Origin of the sequence: Paenibacillus sp. S-38, assembly GCF_049942825.1 — a bacterium.
GTDB lineage: Bacteria > Bacillota > Bacilli > Paenibacillales > NBRC-103111 > Paenibacillus_G.
The window spans coordinates 5,177,092-5,203,940 of the sequence record NZ_CP187970.1 but is presented as its reverse complement, the minus strand read 5'-3'; the positions used below and the strand labels follow the sequence as shown (position 1 = coordinate 5,203,940).

Sequence of the window (26,849 nt, the reverse complement as noted above, 5' to 3'; positions counted from 1 at the left end):
GATGGCTGGCTCCGGTATGGTTCTATCATACCGGGAGCCGAGGGGGGCCTGCCAGAAGCACATCCTGGAAGCGGAACCAGCCGCTTGCCGCGTACTGGCACTGATGCACAGCTGTCAGGCATTCATCAGCTTCCGGCGATTGATGGCGGCGCACCGGTTGGGAGACAATGGAAGCCGGCAGGGAGAGAGGCTCCCTGCACTTCATCACTACGGTAGAGGAGGGCTTCCATGCCGTCACGCATCATGCATTTGATCATTGCCGACGCACTGGCCAAAGAAATCGGAGCCGAGGCTCCGGGTTCTCTGCTGCTGGGCGCACTGGCGCCCGATGCGGCGAAGGCGGATGCGGCCGTGTCCGAAACGCTGCATTTTGCCTCCAGGTCGTATATCGCTTACGGTGAATTCCTGCACCGCTATGCCGGGGGGATGCCGGACCCGTTCCTGATCGGCTACCTGTCGCATCTGGTCGGAGACGATATCTGGTCGATCTTCGTGCACGCCGGAGGAATCCGGGCGAGAGTCGCGGCGGATCCGCGGCTGGCCAAGGTGTATTACCGCGATTTTCTGCTCTGCAATGCGAAGCTGCTGGAATCGTACCCGAAGGAGGAGCTGTATGCCGCACTGCACGGTGCGGAGATTCCATCCGACTGGGCCGGCGGGCACATAGGGCTGGTCCCGCTTCTGGCGGAGCAGAAACGGAAGGCGCTGCTTGATTTTGAGTATCCCTCCGCGCATCTGACGGAAGAGCTGCAGCTCCTCTCTATGAATGACATCCGTCAAGGGATGGACCGGTGCATTCAGCGCACGCTGGATCTATGCCGCCCTTGGCTCCGGAGTGCCGCAGAGGCCCGGGAGGAGCTTGTTACTCTTCCTCATCCTCTTTGAAAAGCTCATGCAGCAGCCGCTCCCGGTTCTCAAGGAACTGTCGTGTGAGCTGGTAATGGTCCGTCTCTTCGTAGCGGATCGGAGCAATGGGCGCCTCGTCGAAATTCAGGATCTCGGCGCCCGGATATCCGAGAAGAATCGGAGAGTGGGTGGCGATAATGAACTGGGCCCGGTCCTCGAGGTTCTTCATGATCCGCAGGAGCGAGAGCTGCCTGGCGGGGGAGAGGGCCGCTTCGGGCTCGTCGAGCAGATAGAGGGCTTTGCCCCCGAAACGATGCACGAACAGGGACAGGAACGATTCCCCGTGGGACTGGTGATGCAGTGACCTGCCGCCGTAGGAGTGCAGTGACTCGGGATTGCGGTCCAGATAGGAGGCGAATTGGTAGAACGTCTCCGCGCGGAGGAAAAAACCGCTGGTCACCTTGGGCCTCCACGACAGTCTCAGATAATCCCCAAGCGCCGACTGGGCCGCATCGATCTCATAGGTGTTATTCCGGCCCCCGCCCGCCGTATGGAAGCCGCACTGGTAGGCGATCGCTTCGAGCAGGGTGGATTTGCCGGAGCCGTTCTCCCCGACGAAAAAGGTGATGCTGCCGGTGAGGCTAAGTGTGTCGAGATGCCTGACGGCAGGAATGGTGAACGGATATTCGGAATCGTTTTGGATCCGGCTGCGCAGCAAAGTAATCTCGCGCAGATACATAGTCAGCCCTCCCGTTTGGATCAAACGCAGCATGATCTTGCTTGACCCGACTCGACTCGACTCAACTCGAATCAAGTCTATGGTCCCATTGTACACTGCCTCCGTTTATTCGGCCAAACGCAGGTACTGGCCGCAGGCCGTCCCTTGTGGTTGTCACGCCGGGGAAATCGCGGTATGATTAACCATTATATTTTTCCCGCAAGGGAGACGGGTGCGGCAGGGCTGCTCCCGATGTTCATTCATAAGCAGGGAGGCAGGGAATATGGTGAAAAAAAGAGGACCCGTCGCAGCGGCCAAGGCGACGGCGGAGGACAAACCGGCGACGCTGAAGGATCTGCTCAATCCCGAGGTGCTGCAGAAGCTCAAAGCCCAGTCCGAATCGATGAAGGCTGAAGCGGAGCAGCGCCGGGAAGAGGAACGCCGGCGTGCCGAAGAAGCCCGCCGTGCGGAGCAAAAACGGCTCGATAACGACTTCGGCCATCTGCTGGAGAACTCGGACCCGAACTGGCGAAAATTCAAATAAGACAGCCGGGCTTCGTTGAAGGCGAGGCGAGAGAAGTGCGCGTGTAGGTATGCCGGCGCGCTGAAGAAGCCCGCCCTGCGGAGCAAGAACGGCTGGAAAGCGGCTTCGGCCATCCGCTGGAGAGTGCCGACACGTACGGGCGCGAATCAGACAGCCGGGCTTCAGTGAAGGCGAGGCGAGAGGAGCGCGCGTGTAGGTATGCCGGCGTGCCGAAGAAGCCCGCCGTGCGGAGCCAGAGCGGCTGGAAGGCGGCTTCGGCCATCCGCCGGAGAATTCGGACCCGAACGGGGGAAAATCGAACGCCTGGCCTCCGCTGAAAGCCATGGCGGAACCGCGCTGGGTTCAGGAAATTGCTGGCGTGCCGAAGAAGCCGCTTGAGGCTGCACGCCATGACCCTCCCCCGTTTAGCTGCTTCCGGCTTGATGCACTGTCCGTAGGGCCTGCTGGGGATGCGGAGCTGCCTGAGAGGGCGGAGCTGCAGAATGAATGCCTGCTGAGGATAAGGGAATAGGGATACAGACCGGTGGTTCATCCGCTCTTCCGAGTGGTTCAGATCCGGAAGAGGTGAAAACGTCTGACTCCTTCAGGCTTCTCTGGCGTTTCTCGTACGGGCGGGTCTCCTTACATGTAACTTAGAAATAAAGGAACTGGGATGCCTTATTCCGTTATTTCCCATCATTTCCCGGCGGATAACGGAACTCAGATGCGCTAATGGTCCTGATTTCATGGAAAAGCAGCATTATTCTGCGAATAGCGTACTTCATTTCCGCTATTTTCAAATCCAACCGTTTTGTGAAGAACATAGCGCATTGGAGTTCCGCTATTTCCTTTTTCCCCAAGGGAAGAGGACTTTACGTTAGGTAGAGGGAGTTCCTACTCAAGAGGCAGGCATGCAGTCTGCCTTTTTTTGAGCGGATAACACAGGATATGCTTCACACATACCTGCCGGCTCCGCCTCGACAGACGCACATCGTCCTATTTTTGCATCTATGCCCGTTGTTCCGTTCTGGTCTGGAAGCGCAGGCTCGGGATTTAGCCCAGGCCATCCTCCCAATAATGGGGCCAGTAAGCACAGGGTAAGCCTGCAGTTACGGCCACAGGCTGCCGGGGGGCGGACAACGGGTTATGTATGGGGGGCGGCGTGGGGCAGAAAAGTCTGAGGGCTTCACCATCCCCCAAAAAGTGGGGCCAGTGAGCACAAGGTAAGCCTGCAGTTAAGGCCTCAGGCTGCTGGGGGAGCAGTCAACGGTTTATGTATGTGAGGGCAGCGTGGGGGCGCCCCCCGGAGGAGTCCATCAGCTCCACCATGCCGCATCAATACCTTCTTCGGCGATTGGATGCATACGTTAGGCTTTCCCCGCCTCCGTTTCATGAATTTGTGCGCGCCAGTAGAAGAACCGCACCGTCCGTATTCCGGGCCGTGGGGTTCTTTTTTTTCTGGCGCCATTTTCCAGACGGAGGGGGCTCCTCAAAAGCGGAAAATGTGGAATATTACAGGGGATCGCGCTCCGGTAGTCCGATGAGCGTATTCCACCAGCGAGGAGTGATATTCCATGCGCCAGAAGGCCAAGATCGCCAGACGGATCACCGCGGTGCTGCTGACCGGCCTGCTGCTTACTGCAGGACAGCCGGCCTCGGCGGACGGCGGGTTTCATTTTGGCTTCAAGAAATCGACGAAGGGCCAGCAGCCGTCCATCGACCAGGAAGGCTTCAAGCCCCTGCTCAAAAAGTATGATGCGGTCTTCACCGGAGACCCGACGCAGAAGGAGCTCTTCCTGACCTTCGACAACGGCTACGAGAACGGGTTTACCTCACGTGTGCTCGACACCTTGAAGGAGAAGGGCGTGCCGGCGATCTTTTTTGTGACCGGGCATTATATCGAGAGCCACCCGGAGCTGCTGAAGCGAATGACCGCCGAGGGGCACCTGATCGGCAATCACTCGTGGCATCATCCGGATATGAGCCAAATCTCGTCGGAGCGGATGAAAGAGGAGCTGCTGCGGGTCAAGGACGCCGTGGCGGAGCTCACGGGGCAGAAGGAGATGCGCTATCTCCGCACGCCGCGGGGGATCTTCACGGAGCGGTCCCTCTCCGTCTCGCGCGACCTCGGGATGACGAACGTGTTCTGGTCGGTCGCTTACAAGGACTGGGACACGACAGACCAGAAGGGGGCGCAGTACGCCTACGACAAAGTCATGGCCCAGCTGCATCCGGGGGCGGTGATCCTGCTGCATTCCGTCTCGTCGGACAACGCGCAGGCGCTGGGCCGGATCATTGATGAAGCGAAGCGGCAGGGCTACCAATTCAAGAGCCTCGATCAGATGAAGCTGCACACGCCTTAACGAAAGGTTTACATGGAGTTCACAAAAGGGACACGCCCCCTTCCTATCCTTAGCAGAGAAAACAGACAAAGCTAAGGATGGAGTGGAATTCCTTGAAAGCATTGAAATCCCGTATGCTCACAGCAGCCGTACTCTCCTTTGTCCTTCCGGCGGCCGCAGGCCTGGCCGGCGCGCCGGCCCTGGCGGAAGCAGGTTCTACCGCGCCGGCGCGCGTTCTCGCGTCAGCCGAGACCGATGCCGTAGCCAGCGGCTCGGATGCCGCGGATGACCCGTCGATCTGGGTGCATCCGTCCGATCCGGCGAAGAGCATGATCATCGCCACGAACAAGGACGGCGGCATCCTCGTCTACGACCTGAACGGCAAGCAGAAGTATTCCTACGAGACCGGCCGGATGAACAATATCGACGTGTGCTACGGCTTCAAGCTGGCCGGGCAGAGCGTGGATATCGCCGCGGCGACGAACCGGACGACGAATACGATCGATATTTTCGCGATTGACCGCTCCACCGGAGCGCTGAGGAGCGTCATCGGGACGCCGATCGTCTCGTCGATGAGCGAGGTATACGGCTTCAGCCTGTACCACAGCCTGAAGACCGGCAAATTCTACGCCCTCGTGCTCGGCAAAGAGGGCGAGTTCGAGCAGTACGAGCTGTACGATAACGGCAAAGGGGCCATCAACGGCAAAAAGGTGAGGGAGTTCAAGCTCGCCACCCAATCCGAAGGGATGGTCGCCGATGACGAATACGGCCGATTGTACATTGCCGAGGAGGATGCCGGCATCTGGGCGTACGGCGCGGAGCCGGGGGACGGGGACGCACGGAAGTCGGTGGCTGCCGTGGACGGCGTGAAGCTCACCGCGGATGTGGAAGGGCTGACCCTGTATTACGGGGAAGACGGTGAGGGCTACCTGATCGCCTCCAGCCAGGGAAGCTCATCCTATGCGGTATTCGACCGAGAGGACGGGGAGTACGAGGGCAGCTTCGTGATTGCGGACGGCCCGGCCATCGACGGCACAAGCGAAACTGACGGGATCGACGTGCTGAGCTTCGGCCTCGGAAGCCAGTATCCGGACGGCATCTTCATCGCGCAGGACGACCAGAACCTGCAGGATGGAGCGGTGATTAACCAGAACTTCAAGATCGTGAAGTGGGATGCCGTTGACGACGCTTTCGAAGACGCCTTCGGGGACGATCTTGATGTGGACCATGATGTCGACCCGCGGAAGCTGAAATACAGGGAAGAAGACTGATTCTACCCCGTGTTGAGGTAACCCGAAGTGCATCGGAATAAAAGGCACCAGAGCCCCGACCGCGGGGAGGAACCAACGATAGCAAGGCGCAGGAGAGATCCTGCGTCTTTTTGCTTCATGGAGTGAAAGTTTTATCTCGCAGCGCTCGGTTTCGGTGAATTTACCGCCTGAATATTCCCAAATTTATAAAAATGTTGATGACAATTCCTTCCTCACCTTATACAATAAGTCATACATATTTTAAAATTCTTAAGATTCATAACAATGCAAACATTCAATCTTAAGAATTTCTCTGCTGCCGGTGATACGTTTCGTATCGACCGGAGCAAATTCTACTGGTGCCAATCCAAGCGAGGTGTTCGTATTGTCCGAAAGCATCTTGGAGGTGGAATCCCTCACGACGGTCATCCGGGACAAGCGCCGGGAGGTAACAATCGTTGACGGCATCGATTTTCGGATCGGCCGCGGTGAAGTCGTGGCGCTCGTCGGCGAATCGGGCTGCGGCAAGAGCATGACCTCGCTTTCCATCATGGGCCTTCTCCCCCGAACCGGCGCTATTTCGCACGGGGATGTGCGGTTTCACGGGCGTTCGCTCGTCGGTCTGAAGAAACGGCAGCTGTCGCAGATCCGGGGGCGGCATATCTCGATGATTTTTCAGGAGCCGATGACTTCACTCAATCCGGTGCTGACGATCGGGACCCAGCTCACCGAGAGCATCATCCGCCACCTGAAGGTGGACAAGGCGTCCGCCGCCGCCTCCGCCGAAGAGTGGCTGCGCCGTGTCGGCTTCCCCGAGCCGGCGCGCATCTGCCGGGAATACCCGCACAGGCTCTCCGGCGGGATGAGGCAGCGCGTCATGCTGGCGATGGCGATGGCCTGCCGGCCCGAGCTGCTGATCGCCGACGAACCGACCACGGCGCTCGACGTTACCATACAGGCACAGGTGCTTGATCTCCTGAGGGAGCTGCTCCGGGAGACCGAGATGGCCGTGCTCTTCATCACCCATGATCTCGGTGTGGTGGCGGAGATGGCCTCGCGGGTCATCGTCATGTACGCGGGCCAGATCGTCGAGACGGCCGACGTGCGGACGCTCTTCACCTCGCCCCGGCACCCGTACACGCAGGGGCTGCTTCAATCGACGCCGCGGATGCACGGGGGCCCGGAGCGGCTGGTGCCTATTGCAGGCAGCGTGCCCCCGCCCGGAAGCCATGGCCCGGGGTGCCGGTTCGCGGACCGCTGCCCGGTTGTACGCCCCGAATGCCGCGACGCGATGCCGCCGCTGCAGCCTATCGGGCCGCAGCACGAAGTGCGCTGCATCGCAGCAACATCTTGAGCCCTGCCAGCCCAGAGGAGGAACGTCCATGAGCGAACCACTGCTCCATGTAACCGATCTCAAAAAAAGCTTCCCTTATGGTAAGGGCTCCGGTGCCGGTCTGGTTCGTGCGGTAGACGGGGTCAGCTTTACCGTGCAGGAGGGGGAAACCCTTGGCATTGTCGGGGAATCCGGCTGCGGCAAATCCACGGTAGGCCGGCTTGTGCTGCGGCTGCTCGATTTGACCGAGGGCCAAATCCATTTTGGCGGCCGGGAGATCGGGCGCCTGTCCAAGCGCGAGCTTAGGCCCCTGCGCCGCCAGATGCAGTGCGTGTTCCAGGATCCGTACGCCTCGCTGAACCCGCGTTTGACCGTCGGTCAAACCGTGGCCGAGCCGCTGATCGTGCAGGACAAGCTGTCCCGCAGTGAAGCGTTGGCCCGTGCGGGCCAGCTGCTGGACCTGGTGGGTCTGGGCTCCGGTGCCGCCGCGCTGTACCCGCACGAATTCTCGGGCGGCCAGCGGCAGCGGATTGCCATTGCTCGGGCGATCGCGCTGCAGCCCCGGCTGATCGTGGCGGACGAGCCTGTATCGGCGCTCGATGTCTCGATTCAGGCGCAGATCGTCAACCTGATGCGGGACCTGCAGGAGCAGACGAAGGTGTCGTACCTGTTCATCTCGCACAATCTGAGCGTCGTCAGCCACATCTCCGACCGCGTGGCCGTCATGTATCTCGGCCGGATCGTGGAGCTTGCCTCCCGCGACGAGCTGTTCCTTCGGCCGCGGCACCCCTATACGAAGGCGCTGCTCTCCTCCGTACCCGAGCCGGATGTTGAGCGGCCGAGGGAGCGCATCCTCCTGCGGGGCGAGGTGCCGAGCGCAGCGAACCCGCCTCCCGGCTGTCCGTTCCACCCGCGCTGCCCGGCGGCGGAGGCTCGCTGCAGCATCGAGACGCCCGCCTTCCGGGAGACGGCTCCGGGCCATTTTGCCGCGTGCCATCTGGTTGAACCGATCGATCAGGGGGCGCCGCTGTCCGTGCTCTAATCCCACACATGGCCGATGTCGGCCTGCTCTGCATACGACCGACCCGGGCAGGCTGCCGGGGCTTTTCACAGAACGTCCGGTCTATCCATCCCTAGTAGAGGAGACATGTCCATGAAACTGCATTCTTCCCGCCCTGCCGCCGCCGCTCTGTCCGCCTTCTTATCCGCCGCCGTACTCCTGTCCGCCTGCACGTCCGGGGAGAATACAACCGCTCCGCCCGCCGGGGAGCAGACCCCGCCTGCGGCTGAGGCCAAGAAAGAGAAGACGGACGGCGGCGAGATCATCTGGGCCTACCTGTCCGATCCGCAGGGCTTCAGCGACCTGTGGGCGACGACGACGATCTCGAGCGAACTTAACGATCTCGTAACGAGCTCTCTATACCACTACAGCACAAAGCAGGACCTCGATCCGGATCTGGCGGTCGGCCAGCCGACCTTCTCCGAAGACAAGAAAGAGATGACCGTGAAGATCCGCACCGACGCCAAATACACGGACGGCAAGCCGGTGACCGCCGACGATGTCGTGTTCACCTACAACGTCGCCTTGAGCCCCGATTATAAAGGTCCGCGCAAAGGGGTCTTCGACCAGCTGGCCAAAGTCGAGAAGGTCGACGACGCGACGATCAAGTTCACGTTCAAGCAGCCGTTCGCAGGCTTCATCGACCTCATGGCCTACAACATTCTGCCGAAGCACATTCTGGGAGACACCCCGGTCAAGGACATGGACAAGGCGCCGTTCATCAAGCAGCCGGTCGGCTCGGGTCCTTACAAGCTCGAGGAGTGGAAGCAGGGGCAGTATCTGCGGCTGGTGCGCAACGAGAATTATTACGGCGGCAAGCCTGCTGTCGAGAAGGTGACCATAAAAATCATCCCGGACGCCAACTCGATCATGGCGCAGCTGCAGACCGGGGAAGTGAATGCGAGTACGGTGCCTGCGGACAACCTGGCGGTGATTGAGCAGTATGCGAAGACGTCGGGCAAGCTCAAGCTGCAGAAGGGGATCAAATCCTCCACTTATCTCTATGTGGCCTGGAACCTGACCAACCCGCTGTTCCAGGACAAGAAGGTGCGCCAGGCGCTGACGATGGCGATCGACCGGCAGGGCATCGTGGACGGGGTGCAGGAAGGCCAGGGTGTGATCGTACACAGCCAGACGCCGCCGACCTACTGGAGCTACACGGATAACGTGCCGAAGTTCCCGTTCGATGCGGAGAAGGCCAAGGCGATACTCGCCGAAGCCGGCTGGAAGGATTCGGACGGCGATACGATCCTCGACAAGGACGGCAAGAAGTTCGAATTCGAAATGCAGGTGAACCAGGGCAACAAGGTGCGCGAGAAGGCCGTCACCGTCATCCAGCAGCAGTTGAAGAAAATCGGAATCTCGGTCCAGCCGCGGGTGGTGGAGGGCTCCGCCTTCTCGAAGAACTTCCAGGGCAAGCAGTTCGAGTCGATTTTCTACGGCTGGAATATCAGCGGCGACCCGAACCCGAAGGGCATCTGGCATTCCGCGGAGATCGAGCACGGGCTTAATACCGTCACTTACAAGAACCCCGAAGTCGACAAGCTGATCGATGAGGATCTGCAGACCTTCGATACGAACAAGCGCAAGGAGCTCCTCGCCAAAATCGACGCGCTGATCGCCGAGGACCAGCCGTACACATTCCTGTATTCCCCAACGACCACGGTCGCCTATCCGGCGAACCTCGAGGGCTACAACCCGGCGCGCGATTCCTTAAGGGAAGTGGAGAAATGGTACTTCACGAAGTAACCGTTGGCGTAAGCCGCTCTACTACGACCGACAGGAGGGGATCCCTTGTCCCGCTACGTGCTCCAGCGACTGCTTAACGCGATTCCGATCCTCATCGGCATCACGATCATTTCTTTTGCGATTATCCACATGGCGCCGGGCAGCCCGCTGTCGGCGTTCATGGAGGACCCGACGATCAAGACGGCCGACAAGGAGAACATGATCCGCACCTACGGGCTCGACCAGCCGCTGTATGTCCAGTACTGGAAATGGGTCAGCGGCATGGCCACGGGAGACTTCGGCACGTCCTTCCTCAAAAACCAGGCGGTGAGCGAGCTCATCCTCGACCGGCTGCCGAACACGCTTCTGCTGACGGTCACGAGCCTGGCGATCTCCCTGCTGATCGCCCTGCCGCTCGGCATTCTGTGCGCGCTGCGGGTGGACTCGCGGCTCGACCGGTTCGTCTCGTCGATGACCTTCGTAGGCATGTCGGTGCCCGCCTTTTGGCTCGGGCTGATGCTCATCATGTTCTTCTCGGTAAAGCTCGGCGTGCTGCCTTCCGGAGGCCTGCAGACCGTCGGCGGCAGCTTCAGCCTAACCGACCGGCTGCAGCATCTGGTGCTGCCCCTGTTCACGATCGTGTGCGGTGAAGTGGCGGTGTGGACCCGGTACGTCCGTTCGAGCATGCTCGAGGTGATCAACCAGGATTACATGCGCACAGCGCAGGCCAAGGGGCTGCGGGACGCGAGGGTCCTCGGGGTGCACGGCCTGCGCAACGCGCTGATTCCTCTGGCGACGCTCTTCGGCTTGTCCTTGCCGGGACTGTTCGCGGGCACATTGATCGTCGAGACGATCTTCTCCATCCCCGGCATGGGCCGCCTCTTCACCGAGGCGGCATTCCAGCGGGATTATCCGGTGATCTTCGCCATCACGACGATCTCGGCGTTCCTCTACGTGTTCGGCAGCATACTCGCCGATATCTCGTACGCGCTGCTGGATCCGCGCGTCAGCTATACGACTAAAGAAGCGAAGGGGTAGTCTTATGGAAGCAGCCATTGGAGCTGTCCCGCCGGGGGCGGCCCCGAGCAAGAAGGAAAACCGGGCGTGGGCCCGGTTCAAACGCAACAAGATGGCGATGGCGTCCCTGGTCATCATGATTGTTCTCATCCTGCTGGCGCTGCTGGCGCCGGTTATCGCCCCGCATGATCCGGCGGAGCAGGATCTGCTGAACCGGCTGAAGCCGCCGAGTGCGGAGCATTGGTTCGGCACCGACGATCTCGGCCGAGATCTGTTCTCCCGCGTGCTCTATGGGGCGAGGGTCTCGCTGTCGGTCGGCATCGTCTCCGTCGTGCTCAACGTCCTCATCGGCGTCACGGTAGGATCGCTGGCCGGGTATTACGGCGGCCGGGTCGATGCCGTGCTGATGCGCTTCGTCGACATGATGCTTGCCTTCCCGTCCCTATTCGTCATGATTGCCGTGGTGACGCTGCTGCGGCCGAGCCTGCTCAACATTATCCTGGTCTTCGTGATCTTCGGCTGGATGGGCAAGGCCAGGCTGCTCCGCGGCCAGATCCTCACCGTGAAGAACCGGGAGTTCGTCGAGGCGGCCCGGACGATCGGAATGTCGGATGCGCGGATCATCTTCGTCCACATCCTGCCGAACGCGCTCGCGCCCGTGATCATCTCGGCCACACTGCAGATGGGCACGATGATACTCACCGAATCGACGCTGAGCTACCTGGGGCTCGGCATCCAGCCGCCGGCGGCCAGCTGGGGCAACCTGCTGCAGAGCGCCCAGAACCTGACGATCCTCCTCAAAGCGCCGTGGCTGCCTTTTATCCCCGGTTTCATGATTTTCCTGACGATCATGTCGTTCAACTTTATCGGCGACGGGCTGCGCAGTGCGCTCGATGCCAAGTAACCGGAGCTGGCCCGCTGAGCCTCATGCTGCGGGGAAAGCTCCAAGCGAGCGGAAGGCGGTATCCCGGCGATGCCGCCTTTTGTCATGCGCACCGGCAATCGTCTGCGGGATGCAGGGGGTAAGTGTATTCGAGGGGGTAGCGGGAAGCGGCCCACGAGTACAATTTTTGAACACCTGTTTGTCGCACGGGCGGAGAGGGGCTCGGTAGGGTAGCGGATAATTCTTCTAAGGCTGGAGACAATGGGAAGCGTGGTGCGCTGAGGAATGCACAGGAAGAACGGAGAGGGTGGATGGCCATGAAAATGGAAGCACGTGCCTGCTTGCTGCAGGAGCGGTTGAACGAGAAGGGGCTTCGGGTGGAAGAGCTGGCAGCCAGGCTGCTCTACAAGCCGGAGAAGCTTTATGATTATATAGAGATGACGCGCATCATGCCGCTTCAGGTGGCCGTCTCCATCGCGGACGCGCTGGGCTGTGAGGTGCGTGCCTTGTACGAATGGGAGCCGGTGAAGAACGGCCCGGGAAGGGAAGACGCTTAGGGGCAGAGCCTCTGGAATAGACATGGGGCGGAAGGAGAAAAATGGGGGGATGGATTTCGGCCGAGCGAGAGGAATTCGCAGAAATATGTCGAATATTATCCTTAACGAGTCTTTTTTCTTATAAATATGAGACCAAAGACCCACGAAGCTCAAATCAAGTAGGAGTGAGTCCCTTGGATAATTTGCCGTTAGCTGCCTTCTTCTTTGTCACCTGGATCGGTATTTTTATGCTCGCTCTTGCCTTTTTTCGGATAAAGTTCAAGCCTTACGTGAGGCCTATGCTGATTACCGTCGTCCTTATGACGCCCCTGTCCTGGCTTCTGATCCAGCTTATGCAGATTCATCCCTACTTTCATATGCTGAATGCTCCCGTAGAGATTGGAGCCGCCGCTCTTTGCATGCACTATTTGTTCCGGTTGAACCGCACCGATTCGTTCATGATGGTGACGCTCTCTTACGGGATCGCCGTCTTCATGGAGAATGTGACGTCCATGATCGTCAACGATTACCAGATGGAGCTGGCGTCGGTCTCCCTGGCCAGCGGGATTATGCATCAGGAGTGGTTCTTTGCGTTCCTGATCTTCCTGATGTCCTATGTTATGGTGGCTCTCCGGCTCGGCTTCACGGTGGTGCGCAGGCACTTCCGTCCGGCGATGTCGCGCCGCTTCCGCCTTGTGCTGGTGCTCACTTTCTGTTCCGTCTGGTTCTCGAATATCATCGTCCATTTTGCGGGGGACCTGCTGCTTTTGTCCACCTACTTCATGTTTTTTATCTTCGGTTACCTCTGTATCCGGCTCTACCGGCAGGAGATGGAGGAGGAGTGAGCTTGCCCTTGCAGGAGTGGCTGTACCGGCTGTCGAATACATAGCCCAGCACGATTCTTAAGTCATGGAGGAACGAATGATAGTGGAGCGGTACCCTTTTGCGTTTGATCCGTCCCGTCCTTTTGCCGCGCAGGTAGGGGAATGGGTGGCGGATGTGTTCTATGATATCCTGCCCGAGGCGGGCTTCGAGGTCCGGGACGAGCAGATCTATATGGCCTTCCAGCTCGAGAGGGCGTATGCGGACAAGGAAATTATCTTTGCGGAAGCGGGGGTGGGTACGGGCAAAACACTGGCCTACCTTCTGTATGCGGTATGCTATGCCAGGTATACGCGGAAGCCCGCGGTGATCGCCTGTGCGGACGAATCGCTGATCGAGCAGCTTGTGAAGCCGGGCGGGGATGTCGCCAAGCTGGCTGAGCATCTCGATCTGGCCATCGACGCAAGACTCGGCAAGTCGCCGGACCAGTATCTGTGCCTCATGAAGCTCGACGAAGCCCGGTTCCGGGATGATGACGGCGAGCTGTTCGAGGAGGTGTATGAAGGGCTGCCGGACTTCGTCCGTACGAATGCGGCCATGCAGACCTTCCACCCGTACGGCGACCGCAAGGGCTACCCGCACCTGACCGACGAGCAGTGGAGCCGGGTAGGCTGGGACGCGTTCCAGGACTGCTTCGTGTGTGAGAAGCGGCACCGCTGCGGCCAGACGCTGTCGAGGGACCATTACCGGCGATCCCCCGACATCATCATCTGCTCGCATGATTTTTACATGGAGCATGTATGGACTGCCGACAGCCGTAAGCGGGAGGGGCAGCTGCCGCTGCTGCCGGAACACAGCTCCGTCGTCTTCGACGAAGGGCACCTGCTCGAGACGGCGGCGCAGAAGGCGCTGACGTACAGGCTCAAGCATGCCGTGTTCGAGGAACTCATCGTCCGGCTGCTGCAGGGAGAGATCCGCGAGGCGCTGGCGGTGCTCATCGACGAGGCGATCGACGGCAGCGAAGTTCTTTTCCGCGAACTCGAGCGTCGGACGAGCCCCATTCCCGGCTCCGAACGGATGCGCATCGACCTGAGTCCTGAACTGCTGCTGGAGGTGCGCCGCTTCCGCAGCGTGCTTACGGCGATTGAGGAAGAGCTCGTGTTCGAGGGGGAGCTGTACACCCTGAACGAATATCAGCTGCGCATCGTCGAGGAACACCTCGAGATGATGCAGCGGGCGCTGCAGCTGTTCGACTCTCCGGATACGCTCATCTGCTGGGCGGAAGGCGGCGGCAGCGCGCTGACGCTATGCCTCATGCCCCGCACGGTGAAGGAGGTGCTCGGCGAGCAGGTCTTCTCGGCGAAGATGCCGGTCGTCTTCTCCTCCGCGACGCTCTCTGTCGAAGGCTCGTTCGATTACGTGGCGGATAGTCTCGGCATCCGCAGCTATCTGTCCTTCTCGGTGCCGTCTCCTTACGATTACGAGCACCGGATGGAAGCTTATTACCCGGTATGGGCCGGAGGCGGGACGTTCGGGGAGAAGCTCGGCACGGCGGCACGGCTGCTGCAGCGGACCGCGGGGCGGGCGCTCATGCTGTTCTCGACGAAGGAGGAGCTGCGCCGCTTCAAAAGCGAGATCGCGGACCAGCCGGGCTGTGCCGGGCTGCGTTTCCTCTACGAGGGCGATGCGGAGATCAGCCATCTCATCGAAGCGTTCCAGTCCGACGAGGAGAGCGTCCTCTGCGCTCTCTCGCTCTGGGAAGGGCTCGATGTACCGGGACCGTCGCTGTCGAACGTCATCATCTGGTCGCTGCCGTTTCCTCCGCAGGACCCGGTCTTCATGGTGAAGCGTGCCGCTTCCGCCTCCCCTTTCGAGGAGGTGGAGCTGCCATACATGCTGCTGAGGCTGCGGCAGGGAATTGGGCGGCTCATCCGCTCGCGCGAGGACAGCGGGATCGTCGCGGTCTTCGCCGAGCAGCGCCCGCAGAGCGCTTTGATCCGCGAGCGGATCGAGGCCGTATTGCCGCAGGGCGTCCGGCTGCAGGAGCTGCAGGAGTAGAGCCCGGCAGGCGATGGGTGGCTTGGAGGGCTTGGAGCGTTTAGGGTGCCAAGGGGGCCGCAAGTACGTAGGGTGCCTGCAGAGCGTAAGGTGCATAAAATGCTTATGCCTAGCGTGCTCGAACTAAAGTGCAGATGTGTAGGTTTTAAGTGCTTGAGTTTCCGGAGTGCTTAGGGTGGATGGGGTGCATAAGGTGCCTGGAGTGCCAGGAGTACTTAGAATGCTTGAAAGGCCGGCATTATATTGGAAGAGCAGGAGTCCGGGAGAGATCCCGGGCTTTTCTTGTGCGCATACCGTATAGGATCCGCGCAATAGGTGCTTGGGCCCGTCAGCCAGCTGCAAAGTGACATCATTGGGCGGCTGAACACAGAAATAGCGGAACTCAGATGCGTTATGTACCAAATCTAAAGGGCTGTATTGAACATAGAGGAACTGAGGTTCGCTATTGTAGGGCTTGAGGTGGTTTTGGAATGAAAAAACAGCTAATAACGCATCTGAGTTCCGCTAAAATCTGGGAAATAGCGGGAAATAACCTAATAAGGAATCGTAGTTCCTTTATATTTAGAGGACGTCTGGGCTGGGTTTGAATGGGGCTCTGCAAAGCAGCCCACCGGGTTGCATACAGAGCGCGGGCTTACGGTAACGGGGCGGAAGGGACGCCCAAAGCCAGCTCACTGGAACACAGCGGAACCAGGTTACGGGTATTGCTTTTTGCCCGAATGAGTCCGTGACAGGGGAGAAGCCGTAGAGCGATTCGCCTGTATCGCATCTTGAGGGGAGGCGCTGGTGATAAGGTGTGATGGGGCCTCGCAGAGCAGTCCGTTGGACTCGCTTCCTAAGCGAGCAGACCGGTAACGGAGGCATGTGGGTGCTGCAGATCAGTCTACTATATTGCGCATGATGGCCCGGCCGAGGAGGGTGCCTGCATCTCCTGCCTTGGCCCTATCGTTCTCACGGCGGCAGCTACAAGCAAAGAACACCCTCCAGGATCGGAGGGTGTTCTTTGCTTGTATATTTACTATGCGTCCCCGCCTCCTCAGGCCACCTTGCTCTCCCGAGCCCGGCTGCGCTGCACGTAGGCGAGACGGGTGAACAGGCCGGCGGCCCCGAAGGCCAGCCCGGTGATGAGGCCGATCCAGTAGCCGAAGGCGCCGAGCTCCGTATGGGCGAGCCAGTAGCCGACGGGCAGGCCGATGACCCAGTAGGACACGAGGGCGACGATCAGCGTCACGTTGACGTCCTTGTAGCCGCGCAGAGCGCCCTGGATCGGTGCGGCGAGCGCATCGGAGAGCTGGAAGAACAGCGCATAGAGCAGGAAATGCTCGACAAGGCCCAGCACCTCCGGCTCCGACGTGTAGATGCCGGCGATCGGTCTGCGGAAGAGCAGGAGTACTACAGCGCACACCACGGCCATGCCGAGGGCGGACCCGATGCCAAGATAGCTGTACTGCCGTGCGTCCGTTTCCCTGCGGGCTCCGGCCTCGAAGCCGACGAGAATGGTCAGCGCCATCGAGATGGAGAGCGGGATCATGTACAGAAACGAGGCGAAGTTCAGGGCGGCCTGGTGGGCGGCAATGGTCACCGTCTGGAATTCGCTCATGAGCAGCGTGACGGCGGCGAAGATGCTCGTCTCGAAGAAAATCGCGAAGCCGATCGGCACCCCGATCCGCAGCAGCTCGCCGCAGGCACGGAGCGACAGGCCGTGCAGCCGTCCGAACACCCGGTACTCAGCGAACGGGTGCGAGCGGGAGATGAAGAACGCGGCAATGAGGCAGATTACCCAGTAGGTGATGGCCGACGCCACGCCTGCACCGATCCCGCCAAGCCGCGGGAAGCCGAACTTGCCGAATATGAGCAGGTAGTTCAGCGCCGCATTCACGGGCAGGGAGATTAAGGTGATCATCATCGACATGCGGGTCTGCCCGAGGCCGTCCATGAAGCAGCGGAGCACGGTATAGACGAACAAGGGCAGGATCCCGGCGGAGATAGCCGTTAGAAAGCCGCGGGCAATATCACGGACGGTGGCTTCGAGATTCATGCGGCCTAGCACGGGATCCAGCGCCAGGAATCCGGCCGCCGCTACCGCAGCCGCAACGATCACGGCGACATAAACACCCTGAATGACGGTGAAGCCAACGCGGTCATGGCGCTTCTCGCCGACGAGCTGGGCGATCATAGGGGTGACCGCGAAGAGGATCCCTGTCAGGCCGGTCTGTACCGGCACCCAGATCGAGGCGCCGATGGCGACGCCCGCGAGGTCCGTGGAGCTGGCATGGCCGGACATGAAAGTATCGAAGAAGGTCATCGCGAACATGGTGACCTGGGTGACGAGAATCGGCAGCAGGATGATCAGGAGCTGGCGCATTTTTTGCATGCGGGTGAATGTTTGTTTCATGACATATGTATTCCTTTACAAGTAAGATAGAGAAAAAAGACATAACCACTATCATAGCAGAGTCGGGGACGGGGAACAACTCGGGGGCGGAGCAGGTCGGAACAGCGCACCACAGCGATTCTCCGGCGGATACGCAAGGGCGGCTCGCCCTCCGATTTCATGGACGATATTGAAACGTTTCATGAAATCTTCGCCGATCTGTTTTATAATAGAATGAACTCCCAAGAAACCGGCAGCAGGCAGTCCATGCAGGCGGCTGTGAGACGAACCAACCACTCCTATCCAAGAGGTGAAACCGGACCCATGCCCAAAGTAATCGTAACCTTCCCGGAAGGGAAGCACAAGGTGCTCACGCTGAGCTATGATGACGGCCGTGCGGCGGATCGCCGGCTGATCGGCATCCTGAACACGCACGGAATCAAAGGCACCTTCCATCTGAATTCGGGGCTGCTTGGAACCGGCGATCGACTGGCTGCCGAAGAGATCGCAGAGCAGTACCGGGGCCACGAAGTGTCGGCCCACACGGTGACCCATCCGACGATAGCGCGCAGCCCCAAGGAGCAGCTCGTGGAGGAGATCTCCCAGGACCGCCGAGGTCTCGAGCGGCTCGTGAATTATCCGGTCAGGGGCATGTCCTACCCGAACGGCTCCTACAGCCGGCTGATTAAGGAGCTGCTGCCCTTCCTCGGGATCGAGTACTCCCGGACCGTGGAGAGCACAGGAGGCTTCGGCATGCCGGATGACTGGCACGAGTGGAAGCCGACCTGCCATCACAACGGGCCGCTGATGAGCCTGGCGGAGCAGTTCGCCGGACTGCACAAAAAGCAGTACCTTTATATGATGTATGTATGGGGACACAGCTATGAATTCGATAACGACAACAACTGGGACCGCATCGAGAGCTTCTGCGAATACATCGGAGGCCGGGAGGACATCTGGTATGCGACCAATATCGAGATTGTCGACTACCTGGCGGCCTTCCGCGGGCTGCAGTTTTCCGCCGATTCCACCTTTGTCCATAACCCGTCCGCTTCCTCCGTATGGCTCCAGGCGGATGACCGGATTGTCGAAGTGCCTGGGGGCGCGCAGGTGAAGCTGGTCTGATTGCGGTCTTATTCCAGGTTATACATACATGGACGTCATTCATTGAAAACGAATCCAAAGGAGGAGTACCCTCATGAAATCCCAATCCATTCGCCATATGGTGATCTTTTGTCTGAAGCACGCCGAAGGCTCGCCAGCAGCCGAGCAGTTTCTGGAGGACGGCCGGGCCCAGCTGACTTCGATTCCGGGCGTCACCCGTTTCGAGGTGCTGCGCCAGGTCAGCCCGAAGAATGATTACGACTACGGGTTCTCAATGGATTTTGCGGATGCGGCCGCCTATGAGGCTTACAATGCCCATCCCGTTCACACGGCCTTCGTGTCGGAGCGCTGGGAGAAGGAAGTCACGCGCTTCCTGGAGATTGACTTCCAGACGCTGCCTGCACGCGTGTGAACAGCGTGGAAGGCTTAGGAGGCAGCTTGTCGGAACGCTTCGTGGAGACGAACGGCATCCGGCTTCATGTGGTCACCTGCGGTCCGGAGGACGGGCCGCTGGTCGTGCTGCTGCACGGCTTTCCGGAATTTTGGTACGGGTGGAAAAGCCAGATTCCTTATCTTGCCGCCCAAGGCTTCCGGGTCTGGGTGCCGGACCAGCGGGGATACGCGCTCAGCGACAAGCCGGAGAGGATCGAAGCCTATGCGATGAACCTTCTGGCCGCTGACATCGCGGGCCTGATCGATGCTGCCGGCGGGGGGCCGGCTTACCTGGCCGGGCATGACTTCGGAGCGATGGCCGCCTGGTACACCTCGGCGCTCTACCCGGAGAAGGTCCGCAGGACGGCGATCCTGAATGTGCCGCACCCCGAGGTGATGTTCCATAAAGTACGCACCTCGGTGCGTCAGATGATGCGCAGCTCGTACGCCGCGTTCTTCCAGCTTCCCTGGCTGCCGGAGCTTACGGCACGCTGGGACCGCTGGAAAACGATCACGGAAGTGCTGCGGAAGAGCTCCAGGGAGGGAACCTTCACCGAGAGCGATCTGGAGCGGTACCGGCAGGCGTGGGGGGAGCCCCGTGCTTATACGAGCATGCTGAACTGGTACCGGTGCTTCTGGCGCAGGAAGAACCGGGCCCCGATCCGGGATATCCCGGTGCCCGTCCTGATCATCTGGGGGGAACAGGATCAGTTTCTGCTCCCGGAGATGGCGGAAGAGAGCCTGCGGTACTGTACGGCCGGCGGGCGGCTCGAGAAGCTGCCCCAGGCTACGCACTGGGTACAGCATGAGGAAGCGGGGACGGTAAACCGGCTGCTTCAGGATTGGTTTGGCAGCAGCGAATAGAACAGGAACAGGAGCCTACAGCCTCATGAATCGGTCAGAACAACAAGCTGGGGGGCGCGGGCTGCGCAATGTGGGGATCTTCGCCCATGTCGATGCCGGCAAAACAACGACGGCCGAGCAAATGCTGTACCGCAGCGGACGCATCCGAACCCTGGGAAGCGTGGACGACGGCACGGCGCAGACCGACTGGATGGACGTGGAGCGCGAGCGCGGGATCTCGGTCCGGGCGGCCGTTACACGCTGCAGCTGGAAGGGCATCGACATCAACCTCGTCGATACGTCGGGTCATGTCGACTTTCTCTCGGAGGTCGAGCGCTCGCTGCGCGTCATGGACGGCGCGATTCTCGTCGTCTCGGCGGTTGAAGGGGTGCAGGCGCAGACGGAAGTGGTCTGGCAGGCGCTGCGGGCGCTGGGCATTCCAACGCTGATCTATATCAACAAGCTGGACCGTACAGGGGCCGACGGGCTGCGGACGCTGGAGGGGGTGCGGCGAGCGCTCTCGCCGGAGGCCGTACCGGTCCAGGCGCCGCTGGGGGCGGAAGCGCACTTCACCGGCTCCGCCGACCTGCTCGGGATCACGCAGGCGGAGGAGGCGCCCGCGGGCAGCCCGGCGCCTTACCTGGACCTGCTCTCCGAAGCGGCGGCGGAGCGGGAGGAGGCTCTCCTGCAGAGGTATCTGGAGGAGGGAGGTCTGTCCCCGTCGGAGATGCGGCCTGTCATCGCCGAAGCGGCCCGCCGGGGCGAATGCTTCCCGGTGCTCTTCGGGGCATCGGCGCGGGACATCGGCGTGACGGAGCTTCTGGATGCCGTCGTGCAGCTGCTGCCCCCGCCCGTGATGCCGGCGGAAGGGGGCTTGTCCGGTGTGGTGTTCAAGCTGGACAAGGACCCGGCGATGGGCCGCATCGCTTATGTACGCCTATACAGCGGGACGATCCGCAACCGGGATACGGTGACCAACCATACCCGCGGACTGCAGGAGAAGGTGACGCAGATCCGGCGGATCGAGGGAGCCCGGACCGAGGACATGGGGCCGCTCGCCGCAGGGGATATCGCCGCGGTGTACGGGCTCAGCCGCGCCCGCATCGGGGACATTCTGGGCTCGCCGGACTTCGTGCCGGGCGCGCAGCCGCTCGCGGTTCCGCTCCTGACCGTGCAGGTGCACTGGGACAGCGGGGCGGCCTACCCTGCGGTCGTGGCCGCCTTCCAGGAGCTTGCGGACGAGGACCCGCTCCTCGACCTCCAGTGGCTCCCGGAGGACCGGGAGCTGCATGTGCGGGTCATGGGGCCGATCCAAATGGAGGTGCTGGCCCACCAGCTCCAGAGCCGGTTCGGCCAGCGGGTCGTCTTCGGCCCGCCGTCGGTCATCTACAAGGAGACGCCGGCATCCTCGGGCGAGGGCTTCATCGCATATACGATGCCGAAGCCGTGCTGGGCTGTGCTGCGCTTCAGGATCGAGCCGGGCGAGCGGGGCAGCGGCCTGCGTTACAAGTCTCTGGCCCGCGAGGAGCGGCTGCTGGAAAGCTACCAGAACGAAGTGGCCCGGCGGGTGCCGGAGGCGCTTCAGCAGGGGCTGTCCGGCTGGGAGGTTACCGACCTCTTGGTGACGCTGCTGGAAGGGGAGCACCACGTGTGGCACACGCATCCGCTCGATTTTGTCGTTGCGACGCCCATGGGCATCATGGACGGGCTGGCCCATACCGGCACGAAGCTCCTCGAGCCGCTGCTGCGCTTCCGGCTCTCGGCGCCGGAGGAGTACGCCGGCCGGCTGCTGCATGAGCTGGCGGAGATGCGCGCCTCCTTTGAAACGTCGGTCGGCCCAAGCGGACGGATGGAGATGGAGGGCCTCCTGCCGGTGGCCACCTCGCTCGGCTTCCCGTCCCGCCTCGGGTCGCTGACGAAGGGACGGGGCGTGCTGGCGACCTCCTTCGCCGGCTATCAGGAGGCGCCGCCGGACGTGAGAGCGGAGCGGCCCAGGCGGGGCGTGAATCCCCTCGACCAGGCGAAATACATCTTGGCGGCGCGCAGCGCGCTGTCCGGATAAGCGCCGCAGGCCGGTGGAGCTGCCGGAAGGGCTGTACAGGCCGGGCAGCGGGACGGTGTCCCATGGAACGAAGAAGACGCGGACTAAAGACTCCGGTCCCTGTCCATACTGGTGAAGACACGTATGACACTGGAGGGATCGGCGAATGCTTGCTGTACATTGGCGGCTTGCGGAACTTTGGACGCTTCAAAAGGCCAGGGAGCTCACGGAAGACGAGCAGTCCGAAGTCACTGCCTGTCTGCATTACAATGCTATCTATGCCAGGAAGCTGGCAGGGTTATATAATCTGTCGCTGGCCGCTTCGCTAACCGGCGATACCGATTGGCAGCACGAGATCTGCGCGCAGATCGATAAGCTGGAGAGCCAGGGGGACCTGGGCTGGAAGAAGCCCAGCCTGTAGCCGCTTGGCCGGCGGGTGAACTCAGGCGGCGGAGAAAATACAGGAGTAGGGACCCGCAGCGTGACAAACCGGGGAGCGGACTCCCCATCGGATCGGGCAGTGCCCGGTCCCGTTCTCCGCATAACACAAGACGATTTATAAGAGTGCCGTTGTGACATCAGCCGACCCCCCGGGTCGGTTTTTTCCTTTTCGTCCCCTCTGCGAATATAGGCGGCGCGGCGAAACGCTTCCATTCGGGATGGGCAGGACGCCCTCCATGGGGTGTCAGGATTGGATGCTGGCGGACGGGGTGCACGGCCCTTCAGCACAAGGGGCGGACAGGAGCCGGGCCCCGTCCCTTCCTGCGTCGCCCGGTCCGGATTGCGGTAATGAAGAGGGAACCGCATCGACGGCGGAGCGGACCGTCCCGTCTATGGGCGGACTGCGGGCCGTCTGCGGTCCTTACAGAGAGAGGAAGATGCCGTATGAGGGAAGTGGTATGGGGAAGTGTACTGTCTGCGATGTCGACCGGAGCGGGGGCGCTGTTGATCCTGGTGCTGAGAGGAGCGACCCAGCGCCTGAGGGATATGCTGCTCGCGCTCTCTTCGGGCATCATGATCGTGGCGACTACCTTCAGTCTGATCCCGGAGGCGCTGAAGCAGGGCAATGTCTGGGTCATTTCGGCCGGCGTGCTGCTGGGTACGGCGGTGCTGGCCCTGGTAGAGAAGGGGGTGCCTTATCTGCCTGTCGCAAGGAGGGAGAACCCGGTGCTTGACCCGAAGGCGCTGTTGGTGCTGGCCGCCATCACCCTCCACAATATCCCGGAGGGACTGTCCGTCGGGGTCAGCTATGCGAGTCAGGACCAGGCTCTCGGCGGGATCATCGCACTGGCGATCGGGCTGCAGAATGCCCCGGAGGGGCTGATGGTCGCCCTGTTCCTCGTGACCCAGAAGATCAGCCGCTGGAAGGCGTTCGGTGTGGCGACGCTCACCGGAGCCGTCGAGATCGTCTCTTCGCTGCTCGGCTACGGCTTGTCCCAGACGGTGGGCTCGCTGGTGCCGTATGGGCTGTCCTTTGCGGCAGGGGCGATGCTCTTCATTTTGTTCAAGGAGCTCATCCCGGAGAGCCAGGAGAACGGCAGGGAGCTGTCGGCGACATTCTCGTTCATGTCCGGCTTTCTGCTCATGCTGATTCTGCTGCAGGTGCTGTGACCAGGGTGCGATACATAGACGGACAAGCCGCCGGAGGCCTCTCCTCCCGGTTTGTTGGAATACCGGACAAAAGTAACAAGAAGATACCGAAGGGAGTACACCGGAGCAGGGGAGTGTGCTACGATGGAGGTGGAGGGGAACCATAATCAACCATCGAAGGAAGGATGATGCAAAAGATGAGTAACCCGGCACAACCCCGTATCGTGTTCGGTACGAGAGGCAGCGACAACTTGACGGCTTCGCAGGAAGGGGGAGACCGGATCTTCGCCTCGGACGGCGATGACCGGATCCAGGTTTTTCGTGAAAGTGGATATACGGATATTCACGGGGGCCTCGGCAGTGACTATTTTGAGGTGCTGGGCAGTCACAACGTCTTATATGGGGAGGAGGGGGATGACAAGCTTACGGTGGATGCCGAGTATAACCGGATCCATGGCAACGGAGGGAACGATTCCTTCTGGATTACGGGAGCGGACAACCTGGTCACCGGCGGTGCCGGCGAGGATACGCTCAGCTTCGCGGGGGACCGGAGCACCCTGATCACAGGGGATGGGAACGATGAAGTGACGTTCGAGAAGTTCGACGAGCTGAATCCCTCGGATTACAACCGGATCGAGCTCGGGAACGGGAATGACAGCCTTGATCTCTGGGGTCATCACAACACGGTCCTGGCCGGCGAGGGCAGTGACAGTCTGTTCGCACGGGAGTCAGGGGACAACCGGCTGGAAGGGGGAGCCGGAGACGACAGCTTCGGGGCCCTCAACATCTACAGATCAGTGTTCGTCGGAGGCGCCGGTGACGATTCCTTCAAGAATGCGCTGGACGAACACGGACAGGACGGCAGCTCCGGCAACCGGTACTTCGGCAATGAGGGGGATGATTCCTTTGCAAGCTCGGGCGAGGACAACATGTTCCTGGGCGGGGCCGGCAGGGATACGCTGCGGGTCGAAGCTTATACCTCGCTCTATGCCTCGGTGCTGAAGGGCGACGGGGGGGATGACGAGCTGTCGATCGAATTTCCTTCGGGCGGCACAGGCAACGTGCTTGACGGAGGGGAAGGCCGCGATGCCCTCACCTCGGTGTCTTTCTACAATACGCTCAAAGGCGGGGCCGGCAGTGACACGTTATCTGTAACCGGTTACACCTGGACCGGCTATTCTCTGGAGAACACGCTGACAGGGGGCAAAGGGGAGGACCTGTACGAGATCGGCCCCGGCGTCGGAACCAACACGATCCGGGAGGATGGCGTCTGGAACGAGCAGGACCGCGTAAGGTTCCTGGCCGTGGATGCGGATGAGGTGTCGGCCTCGCGTACGGGAGATGATCTTGAGATTTCGAACGGAACCGGCACGGAGCGGCTGATCGTCGAGCATTTCTTTGACAGCAAGGCAGCCCGGATCGAGCAGTTCGAATTCGCGGACGGTGCGGTATGGACCGACAAGGAGGTCGAAAGCCTGATTCAGGCGATGGCCGCCGCACCCGGAACCGGCGGCACCCATGAAGCGGCATCCGTTTCGGAGCGCGGGGATGAGCTATCCCTGCTGCTAGCTGCAAGCCACGGGCAGACCCTTCTGTAGCTTTTATCAACTGAACCTGTTAGCCGTTCCTGCCGGGAGCCCTGCGCTGCTGCCTTGAACGGCTTTTTTGAACGATAAGAATGTGTATCTCGCCTCGGCTCGATCCCGTCATCTTATATGTTTAATAAGCGCGCCTCGTCTCTAAAGGACGGCGAAGCCGGTTATCTTACCCTGTCTTTCTGTAAAGAGCTTCTTTACCAAATCAAGAAAAATTTAGGTGAAACCGTCTTCATGAGGGCATCACGGTATGATAGCATGGAGAGGACATCAGCAGCAGGCTGTGGCGGGAAAGAGGAGGGCTGCTGCCCATGAAGTGAAGGAAGAAGGATACCTTGGGAGGGTGATTGTTGTGGCGGGAACGACGGAAGCTAAGCTGATATTCGGGACCCAGGAGAATGACGTATTGGTGGCCTCAGGAGTGGGCGGAGAGCATCTGTTCGCGCTGGCTGGGGATGATGTGCTCGCCGCGGCGAGCCAAAGCAACGTACTGCACGGGGGAGACGGCAGTGACACGATCGGAGTGACGGGCTCAAGCAACACCCTCTACGGCGAGGGAGGCAATGACCGCCTTCTGGTCACATCCGGAGAGAACGCGGTCCACGGCAACGACGGCAATGACCAGATAGAGGTGCGGGGCAGCTCGAACCTCATCACGGGCGGGGCGGGCTCGGACAGGTTGCAGCTGCTCGGTTCCCGCAATGAGGTATCGCTCGGTGCCGGGGATGACGTGGTGCGCAGTGAGGCTGCGGGGCTCGGGGATCCCTATGAGGGTAATACGGTGAATCTGGGCGCAGGAAACGATTTTGTCAGCTTCGAAGGCCTGCGCGTCTCCGGCAGCTCCGTGCGCGGAGGCGAGGGTAATGAGAGCTTCAGCGTGTCGGAGAGCGGCGGCCACCGGATCGATGGGGAAGCGGGAGACGACTCGTTCACGAGCTACCATTCGGAGGGATCGTTCTTCATTGGCGGCAGCGGGAATGACACCTTCGTGAATGCGGTGGACGCCTGGTACGATCATGGCAACGTCGGCAACACTTACCACGGCGACGGGGGCAATGACCAGTTCGCGGTTTCCGGCATCTATAACGTGTACAAGGGCGGCAACGGGGAGGACACGCTTACAGCGGTAAATTACTCGTCCCTGGAAGGTACGGCGATCTTGGGCGAAGGCGGCAACGATACGATCCAGACGGCGGAGCATGGCGATGGAGGGTACAACCGGTTCGACGGAGGGGCCGGCCAGGATACGCTGACGAGTGCACTCGGGTTCTCGGAGCTGTTCGGGGGCAGCGGGAATGATGTGCTGACCACGCTCGGGAGCAGCAGCAATAACTGGCTCTCGGGCGGGCAGGGCGAGGACCGGTACGTGGTCGGCTCCGTGCTGGGCTCCTCCCTGGTGGCTGACTACGGAAACAAAGGGGAGCAGGATACGCTGGTCTTCGCTGATCTGGGGAGGGATGATCTGAGCCTCTCCCGCGACGGCGCGAATCTGGTCTTCGAAGCGGACGGACAAGAGCTGATCGTGGACCGCTTCTTCGTCAACGGCTCGTACCGGATCGAGCGCTTCGAGCTGGCGGACGGCACGGTCTGGACGGATTCCGATGTGGAGAAAATCATCCAGGCGATGGCGGCGGCACCTGCGTCCGGCGGCGCAGGCGAGGCGGCGGAGGCCGCAGGGAGCGCCCAGGAGCTGAGTCTGCTGCTCGCCGCAGGCGGCGCGCCGGCCTTGGCTTAATCGGGCGAGAGCGTATTTG

23 protein-coding genes are annotated in these 26,849 nt (G+C 60.9%); 20 read left to right on the top strand and 3 right to left on the bottom strand.

Features of this window, described 5'->3' with window-relative positions:
• Positions 1-228: 228 nt before the first annotated feature.
• A complete protein-coding gene (locus ACP26L_RS22870) occupies positions 229-885 on the top strand; it encodes a zinc dependent phospholipase C family protein (RefSeq protein ID WP_426446669.1) in 657 nt (218 codons plus the stop codon).
• On the opposite strand, the gene ACP26L_RS22865 is transcribed toward ACP26L_RS22870, so the two are convergent.
• Complete coding sequence (locus ACP26L_RS22865) at positions 863-1,585, bottom strand: AAA family ATPase (protein WP_426446668.1); 723 nt, start codon at positions 1,583-1,585, stop codon at positions 863-865. The two genes, ACP26L_RS22870 and ACP26L_RS22865, sit on opposite strands and share 23 nt — an antisense overlap.
• A gap of 262 nt (positions 1,586-1,847) precedes the next feature.
• Between ACP26L_RS22865 and ACP26L_RS22860 the strand changes: the two genes are divergently transcribed.
• The 9 genes from ACP26L_RS22860 to ACP26L_RS22820 all read left to right on the top strand — a co-directional run bounded on the left by ACP26L_RS22860 (position 1,848) and on the right by ACP26L_RS22820 (position 12,257).
• The gene (locus ACP26L_RS22860; protein ID WP_426446666.1) at positions 1,848-2,108 is read left to right on the top strand and encodes a YqkE family protein; all 261 of its coding nucleotides are present in this window, start codon (positions 1,848-1,850) and stop codon (positions 2,106-2,108) included.
• A gap of 1,553 nt (positions 2,109-3,661) precedes the next feature.
• Complete coding sequence (pdaA, locus tag ACP26L_RS22855) at positions 3,662-4,450, top strand: delta-lactam-biosynthetic de-N-acetylase (RefSeq protein WP_426446664.1); 789 nt, start codon at positions 3,662-3,664, stop codon at positions 4,448-4,450.
• A 92-nt stretch (positions 4,451-4,542) separates the two neighbouring features.
• On the top strand, positions 4,543-5,700 hold the full coding sequence (locus ACP26L_RS22850; protein ID WP_426446663.1) for a phytase: 1,158 nt from the start codon (positions 4,543-4,545) through the stop codon (positions 5,698-5,700).
• Between the two features lie 364 nt (positions 5,701-6,064).
• Positions 6,065-7,033: an ABC transporter ATP-binding protein gene (locus ACP26L_RS22845; protein ID WP_426446661.1), complete on the top strand. Its 969-nt coding sequence runs from the start codon at positions 6,065-6,067 to the stop codon at positions 7,031-7,033.
• Between the two features lie 28 nt (positions 7,034-7,061).
• Entirely contained in the window at positions 7,062-8,054 is a 993-nt protein-coding gene (locus ACP26L_RS22840) for an ABC transporter ATP-binding protein (protein WP_426446659.1), read from the top strand.
• 111 nt (positions 8,055-8,165) lie between these two features.
• Positions 8,166-9,821, top strand: coding sequence for a peptide-binding protein (locus tag ACP26L_RS22835; protein ID WP_426446657.1), 1,656 nt, complete (start codon positions 8,166-8,168; stop codon positions 9,819-9,821).
• A gap of 45 nt (positions 9,822-9,866) precedes the next feature.
• On the top strand, positions 9,867-10,838 hold the full coding sequence (locus ACP26L_RS22830) for an ABC transporter permease (protein WP_426446655.1): 972 nt from the start codon (positions 9,867-9,869) through the stop codon (positions 10,836-10,838).
• A gap of 4 nt (positions 10,839-10,842) precedes the next feature.
• On the top strand, positions 10,843-11,721 hold the full coding sequence (gene opp4C / locus ACP26L_RS22825) for an oligopeptide ABC transporter permease (RefSeq protein ID WP_426446653.1): 879 nt from the start codon (positions 10,843-10,845) through the stop codon (positions 11,719-11,721).
• 296 nt (positions 11,722-12,017) lie between these two features.
• The gene (locus ACP26L_RS22820) at positions 12,018-12,257 is read left to right on the top strand and encodes a helix-turn-helix domain-containing protein (RefSeq protein WP_426446651.1); all 240 of its coding nucleotides are present in this window, start codon (positions 12,018-12,020) and stop codon (positions 12,255-12,257) included.
• Positions 12,258-12,445: 188 nt separating this feature from the next.
• Here ACP26L_RS22820 and ACP26L_RS22815 read toward each other — a convergent pair whose 3' ends face one another.
• Positions 12,446-12,613: a hypothetical protein gene (locus ACP26L_RS22815; RefSeq protein ID WP_426446649.1), complete on the bottom strand. Its 168-nt coding sequence runs from the start codon at positions 12,611-12,613 to the stop codon at positions 12,446-12,448.
• Here ACP26L_RS22815 and ACP26L_RS22810 point away from each other — a divergent pair, their 5' ends adjacent.
• The gene (locus tag ACP26L_RS22810) at positions 12,614-13,081 is read left to right on the top strand and encodes a hypothetical protein (protein ID WP_426446647.1); all 468 of its coding nucleotides are present in this window, start codon (positions 12,614-12,616) and stop codon (positions 13,079-13,081) included.
• Positions 13,082-13,163: 82 nt separating this feature from the next.
• Complete coding sequence (locus ACP26L_RS22805; RefSeq protein WP_426455058.1) at positions 13,164-15,116, top strand: ATP-dependent DNA helicase; 1,953 nt, start codon at positions 13,164-13,166, stop codon at positions 15,114-15,116.
• A 1,036-nt stretch (positions 15,117-16,152) separates the two neighbouring features.
• Here ACP26L_RS22805 and ACP26L_RS22800 read toward each other — a convergent pair.
• Positions 16,153-17,511, bottom strand: a complete 1,359-nt coding sequence (locus tag ACP26L_RS22800) for an MATE family efflux transporter (protein ID WP_426446645.1) — start codon at positions 17,509-17,511, stop codon at positions 16,153-16,155.
• 303 nt (positions 17,512-17,814) lie between these two features.
• Here ACP26L_RS22800 and ACP26L_RS22795 point away from each other — a divergent pair, with 303 nt between their 5' ends.
• From ACP26L_RS22795 to ACP26L_RS22760, 8 genes are all read left to right on the top strand, one after another.
• The gene (locus tag ACP26L_RS22795) at positions 17,815-18,615 is read left to right on the top strand and encodes a polysaccharide deacetylase family protein (protein WP_426455056.1); all 801 of its coding nucleotides are present in this window, start codon (positions 17,815-17,817) and stop codon (positions 18,613-18,615) included.
• A gap of 73 nt (positions 18,616-18,688) precedes the next feature.
• Entirely contained in the window at positions 18,689-19,006 is a 318-nt protein-coding gene (locus ACP26L_RS22790; protein ID WP_426446643.1) for a Dabb family protein, read from the top strand.
• On the top strand, positions 19,003-19,890 hold the full coding sequence (locus ACP26L_RS22785) for an alpha/beta fold hydrolase (RefSeq protein ID WP_426446641.1): 888 nt from the start codon (positions 19,003-19,005) through the stop codon (positions 19,888-19,890). The genes ACP26L_RS22790 and ACP26L_RS22785 overlap by 4 nt, the downstream gene beginning before the upstream one ends.
• A gap of 25 nt (positions 19,891-19,915) precedes the next feature.
• The gene (locus ACP26L_RS22780; protein ID WP_426446639.1) at positions 19,916-21,931 is read left to right on the top strand and encodes a GTP-binding protein; all 2,016 of its coding nucleotides are present in this window, start codon (positions 19,916-19,918) and stop codon (positions 21,929-21,931) included.
• Positions 21,932-22,076: 145 nt separating this feature from the next.
• Entirely contained in the window at positions 22,077-22,331 is a 255-nt protein-coding gene (locus ACP26L_RS22775) for a DUF7667 family protein (protein ID WP_426446637.1), read from the top strand.
• A gap of 464 nt (positions 22,332-22,795) precedes the next feature.
• Positions 22,796-23,521, top strand: coding sequence for a ZIP family metal transporter (locus ACP26L_RS22770; RefSeq protein WP_426446635.1), 726 nt, complete (start codon positions 22,796-22,798; stop codon positions 23,519-23,521).
• A gap of 176 nt (positions 23,522-23,697) precedes the next feature.
• Positions 23,698-25,098 (top strand): calcium-binding protein, encoded by a 1,401-nt coding sequence (locus ACP26L_RS22765; RefSeq protein WP_426446633.1) that lies wholly within the window; start codon positions 23,698-23,700, stop codon positions 25,096-25,098.
• A gap of 349 nt (positions 25,099-25,447) precedes the next feature.
• Positions 25,448-26,830 (top strand): calcium-binding protein, encoded by a 1,383-nt coding sequence (locus tag ACP26L_RS22760; protein ID WP_426455055.1) that lies wholly within the window; start codon positions 25,448-25,450, stop codon positions 26,828-26,830.
• The last annotated feature ends 19 nt before the right edge of the window (positions 26,831-26,849 follow it).

Bases quoted from the DNA above. Each gene is read 5' to 3' on its own strand.
- opp4C (WP_426446653.1), top strand. From the start codon at position 10,843: ATGGAAGCAGCCATTGGAGCTGTCCCGCCGGGGGCGGCCCCGAGCAAG.
- ACP26L_RS22860 (WP_426446666.1), top strand. From the start codon at position 1,848: ATGGTGAAAAAAAGAGGACCCGTCGCAGCGGCCAAGGCGACGGCGGAG.
- ACP26L_RS22800 (WP_426446645.1), bottom strand. From the start codon at position 17,511: ATGAAACAAACATTCACCCGCATGCAAAAAATGCGCCAGCTCCTGATC.
- ACP26L_RS22810 (WP_426446647.1), top strand. From the start codon at position 12,614: ATGCTGAATGCTCCCGTAGAGATTGGAGCCGCCGCTCTTTGCATGCAC.
- ACP26L_RS22765 (WP_426446633.1), top strand. From the start codon at position 23,698: ATGAGTAACCCGGCACAACCCCGTATCGTGTTCGGTACGAGAGGCAGC.
- pdaA (WP_426446664.1), top strand. From the start codon at position 3,662: ATGCGCCAGAAGGCCAAGATCGCCAGACGGATCACCGCGGTGCTGCTG.
- ACP26L_RS22865 (WP_426446668.1), bottom strand. From the start codon at position 1,585: ATGTATCTGCGCGAGATTACTTTGCTGCGCAGCCGGATCCAAAACGAT.
- ACP26L_RS22790 (WP_426446643.1), top strand. From the start codon at position 18,689: ATGAAATCCCAATCCATTCGCCATATGGTGATCTTTTGTCTGAAGCAC.
- ACP26L_RS22780 (WP_426446639.1), top strand. From the start codon at position 19,916: ATGAATCGGTCAGAACAACAAGCTGGGGGGCGCGGGCTGCGCAATGTG.
- ACP26L_RS22775 (WP_426446637.1), top strand. From the start codon at position 22,077: ATGCTTGCTGTACATTGGCGGCTTGCGGAACTTTGGACGCTTCAAAAG.
- ACP26L_RS22770 (WP_426446635.1), top strand. From the start codon at position 22,796: ATGAGGGAAGTGGTATGGGGAAGTGTACTGTCTGCGATGTCGACCGGA.
- ACP26L_RS22815 (WP_426446649.1), bottom strand. From the start codon at position 12,613: ATGAAAGTAGGGATGAATCTGCATAAGCTGGATCAGAAGCCAGGACAG.
- ACP26L_RS22835 (WP_426446657.1), top strand. From the start codon at position 8,166: ATGAAACTGCATTCTTCCCGCCCTGCCGCCGCCGCTCTGTCCGCCTTC.
- ACP26L_RS22820 (WP_426446651.1), top strand. From the start codon at position 12,018: ATGAAAATGGAAGCACGTGCCTGCTTGCTGCAGGAGCGGTTGAACGAG.
- ACP26L_RS22840 (WP_426446659.1), top strand. From the start codon at position 7,062: ATGAGCGAACCACTGCTCCATGTAACCGATCTCAAAAAAAGCTTCCCT.
- ACP26L_RS22795 (WP_426455056.1), top strand. From the start codon at position 17,815: ATGCCCAAAGTAATCGTAACCTTCCCGGAAGGGAAGCACAAGGTGCTC.
- ACP26L_RS22870 (WP_426446669.1), top strand. From the start codon at position 229: ATGCCGTCACGCATCATGCATTTGATCATTGCCGACGCACTGGCCAAA.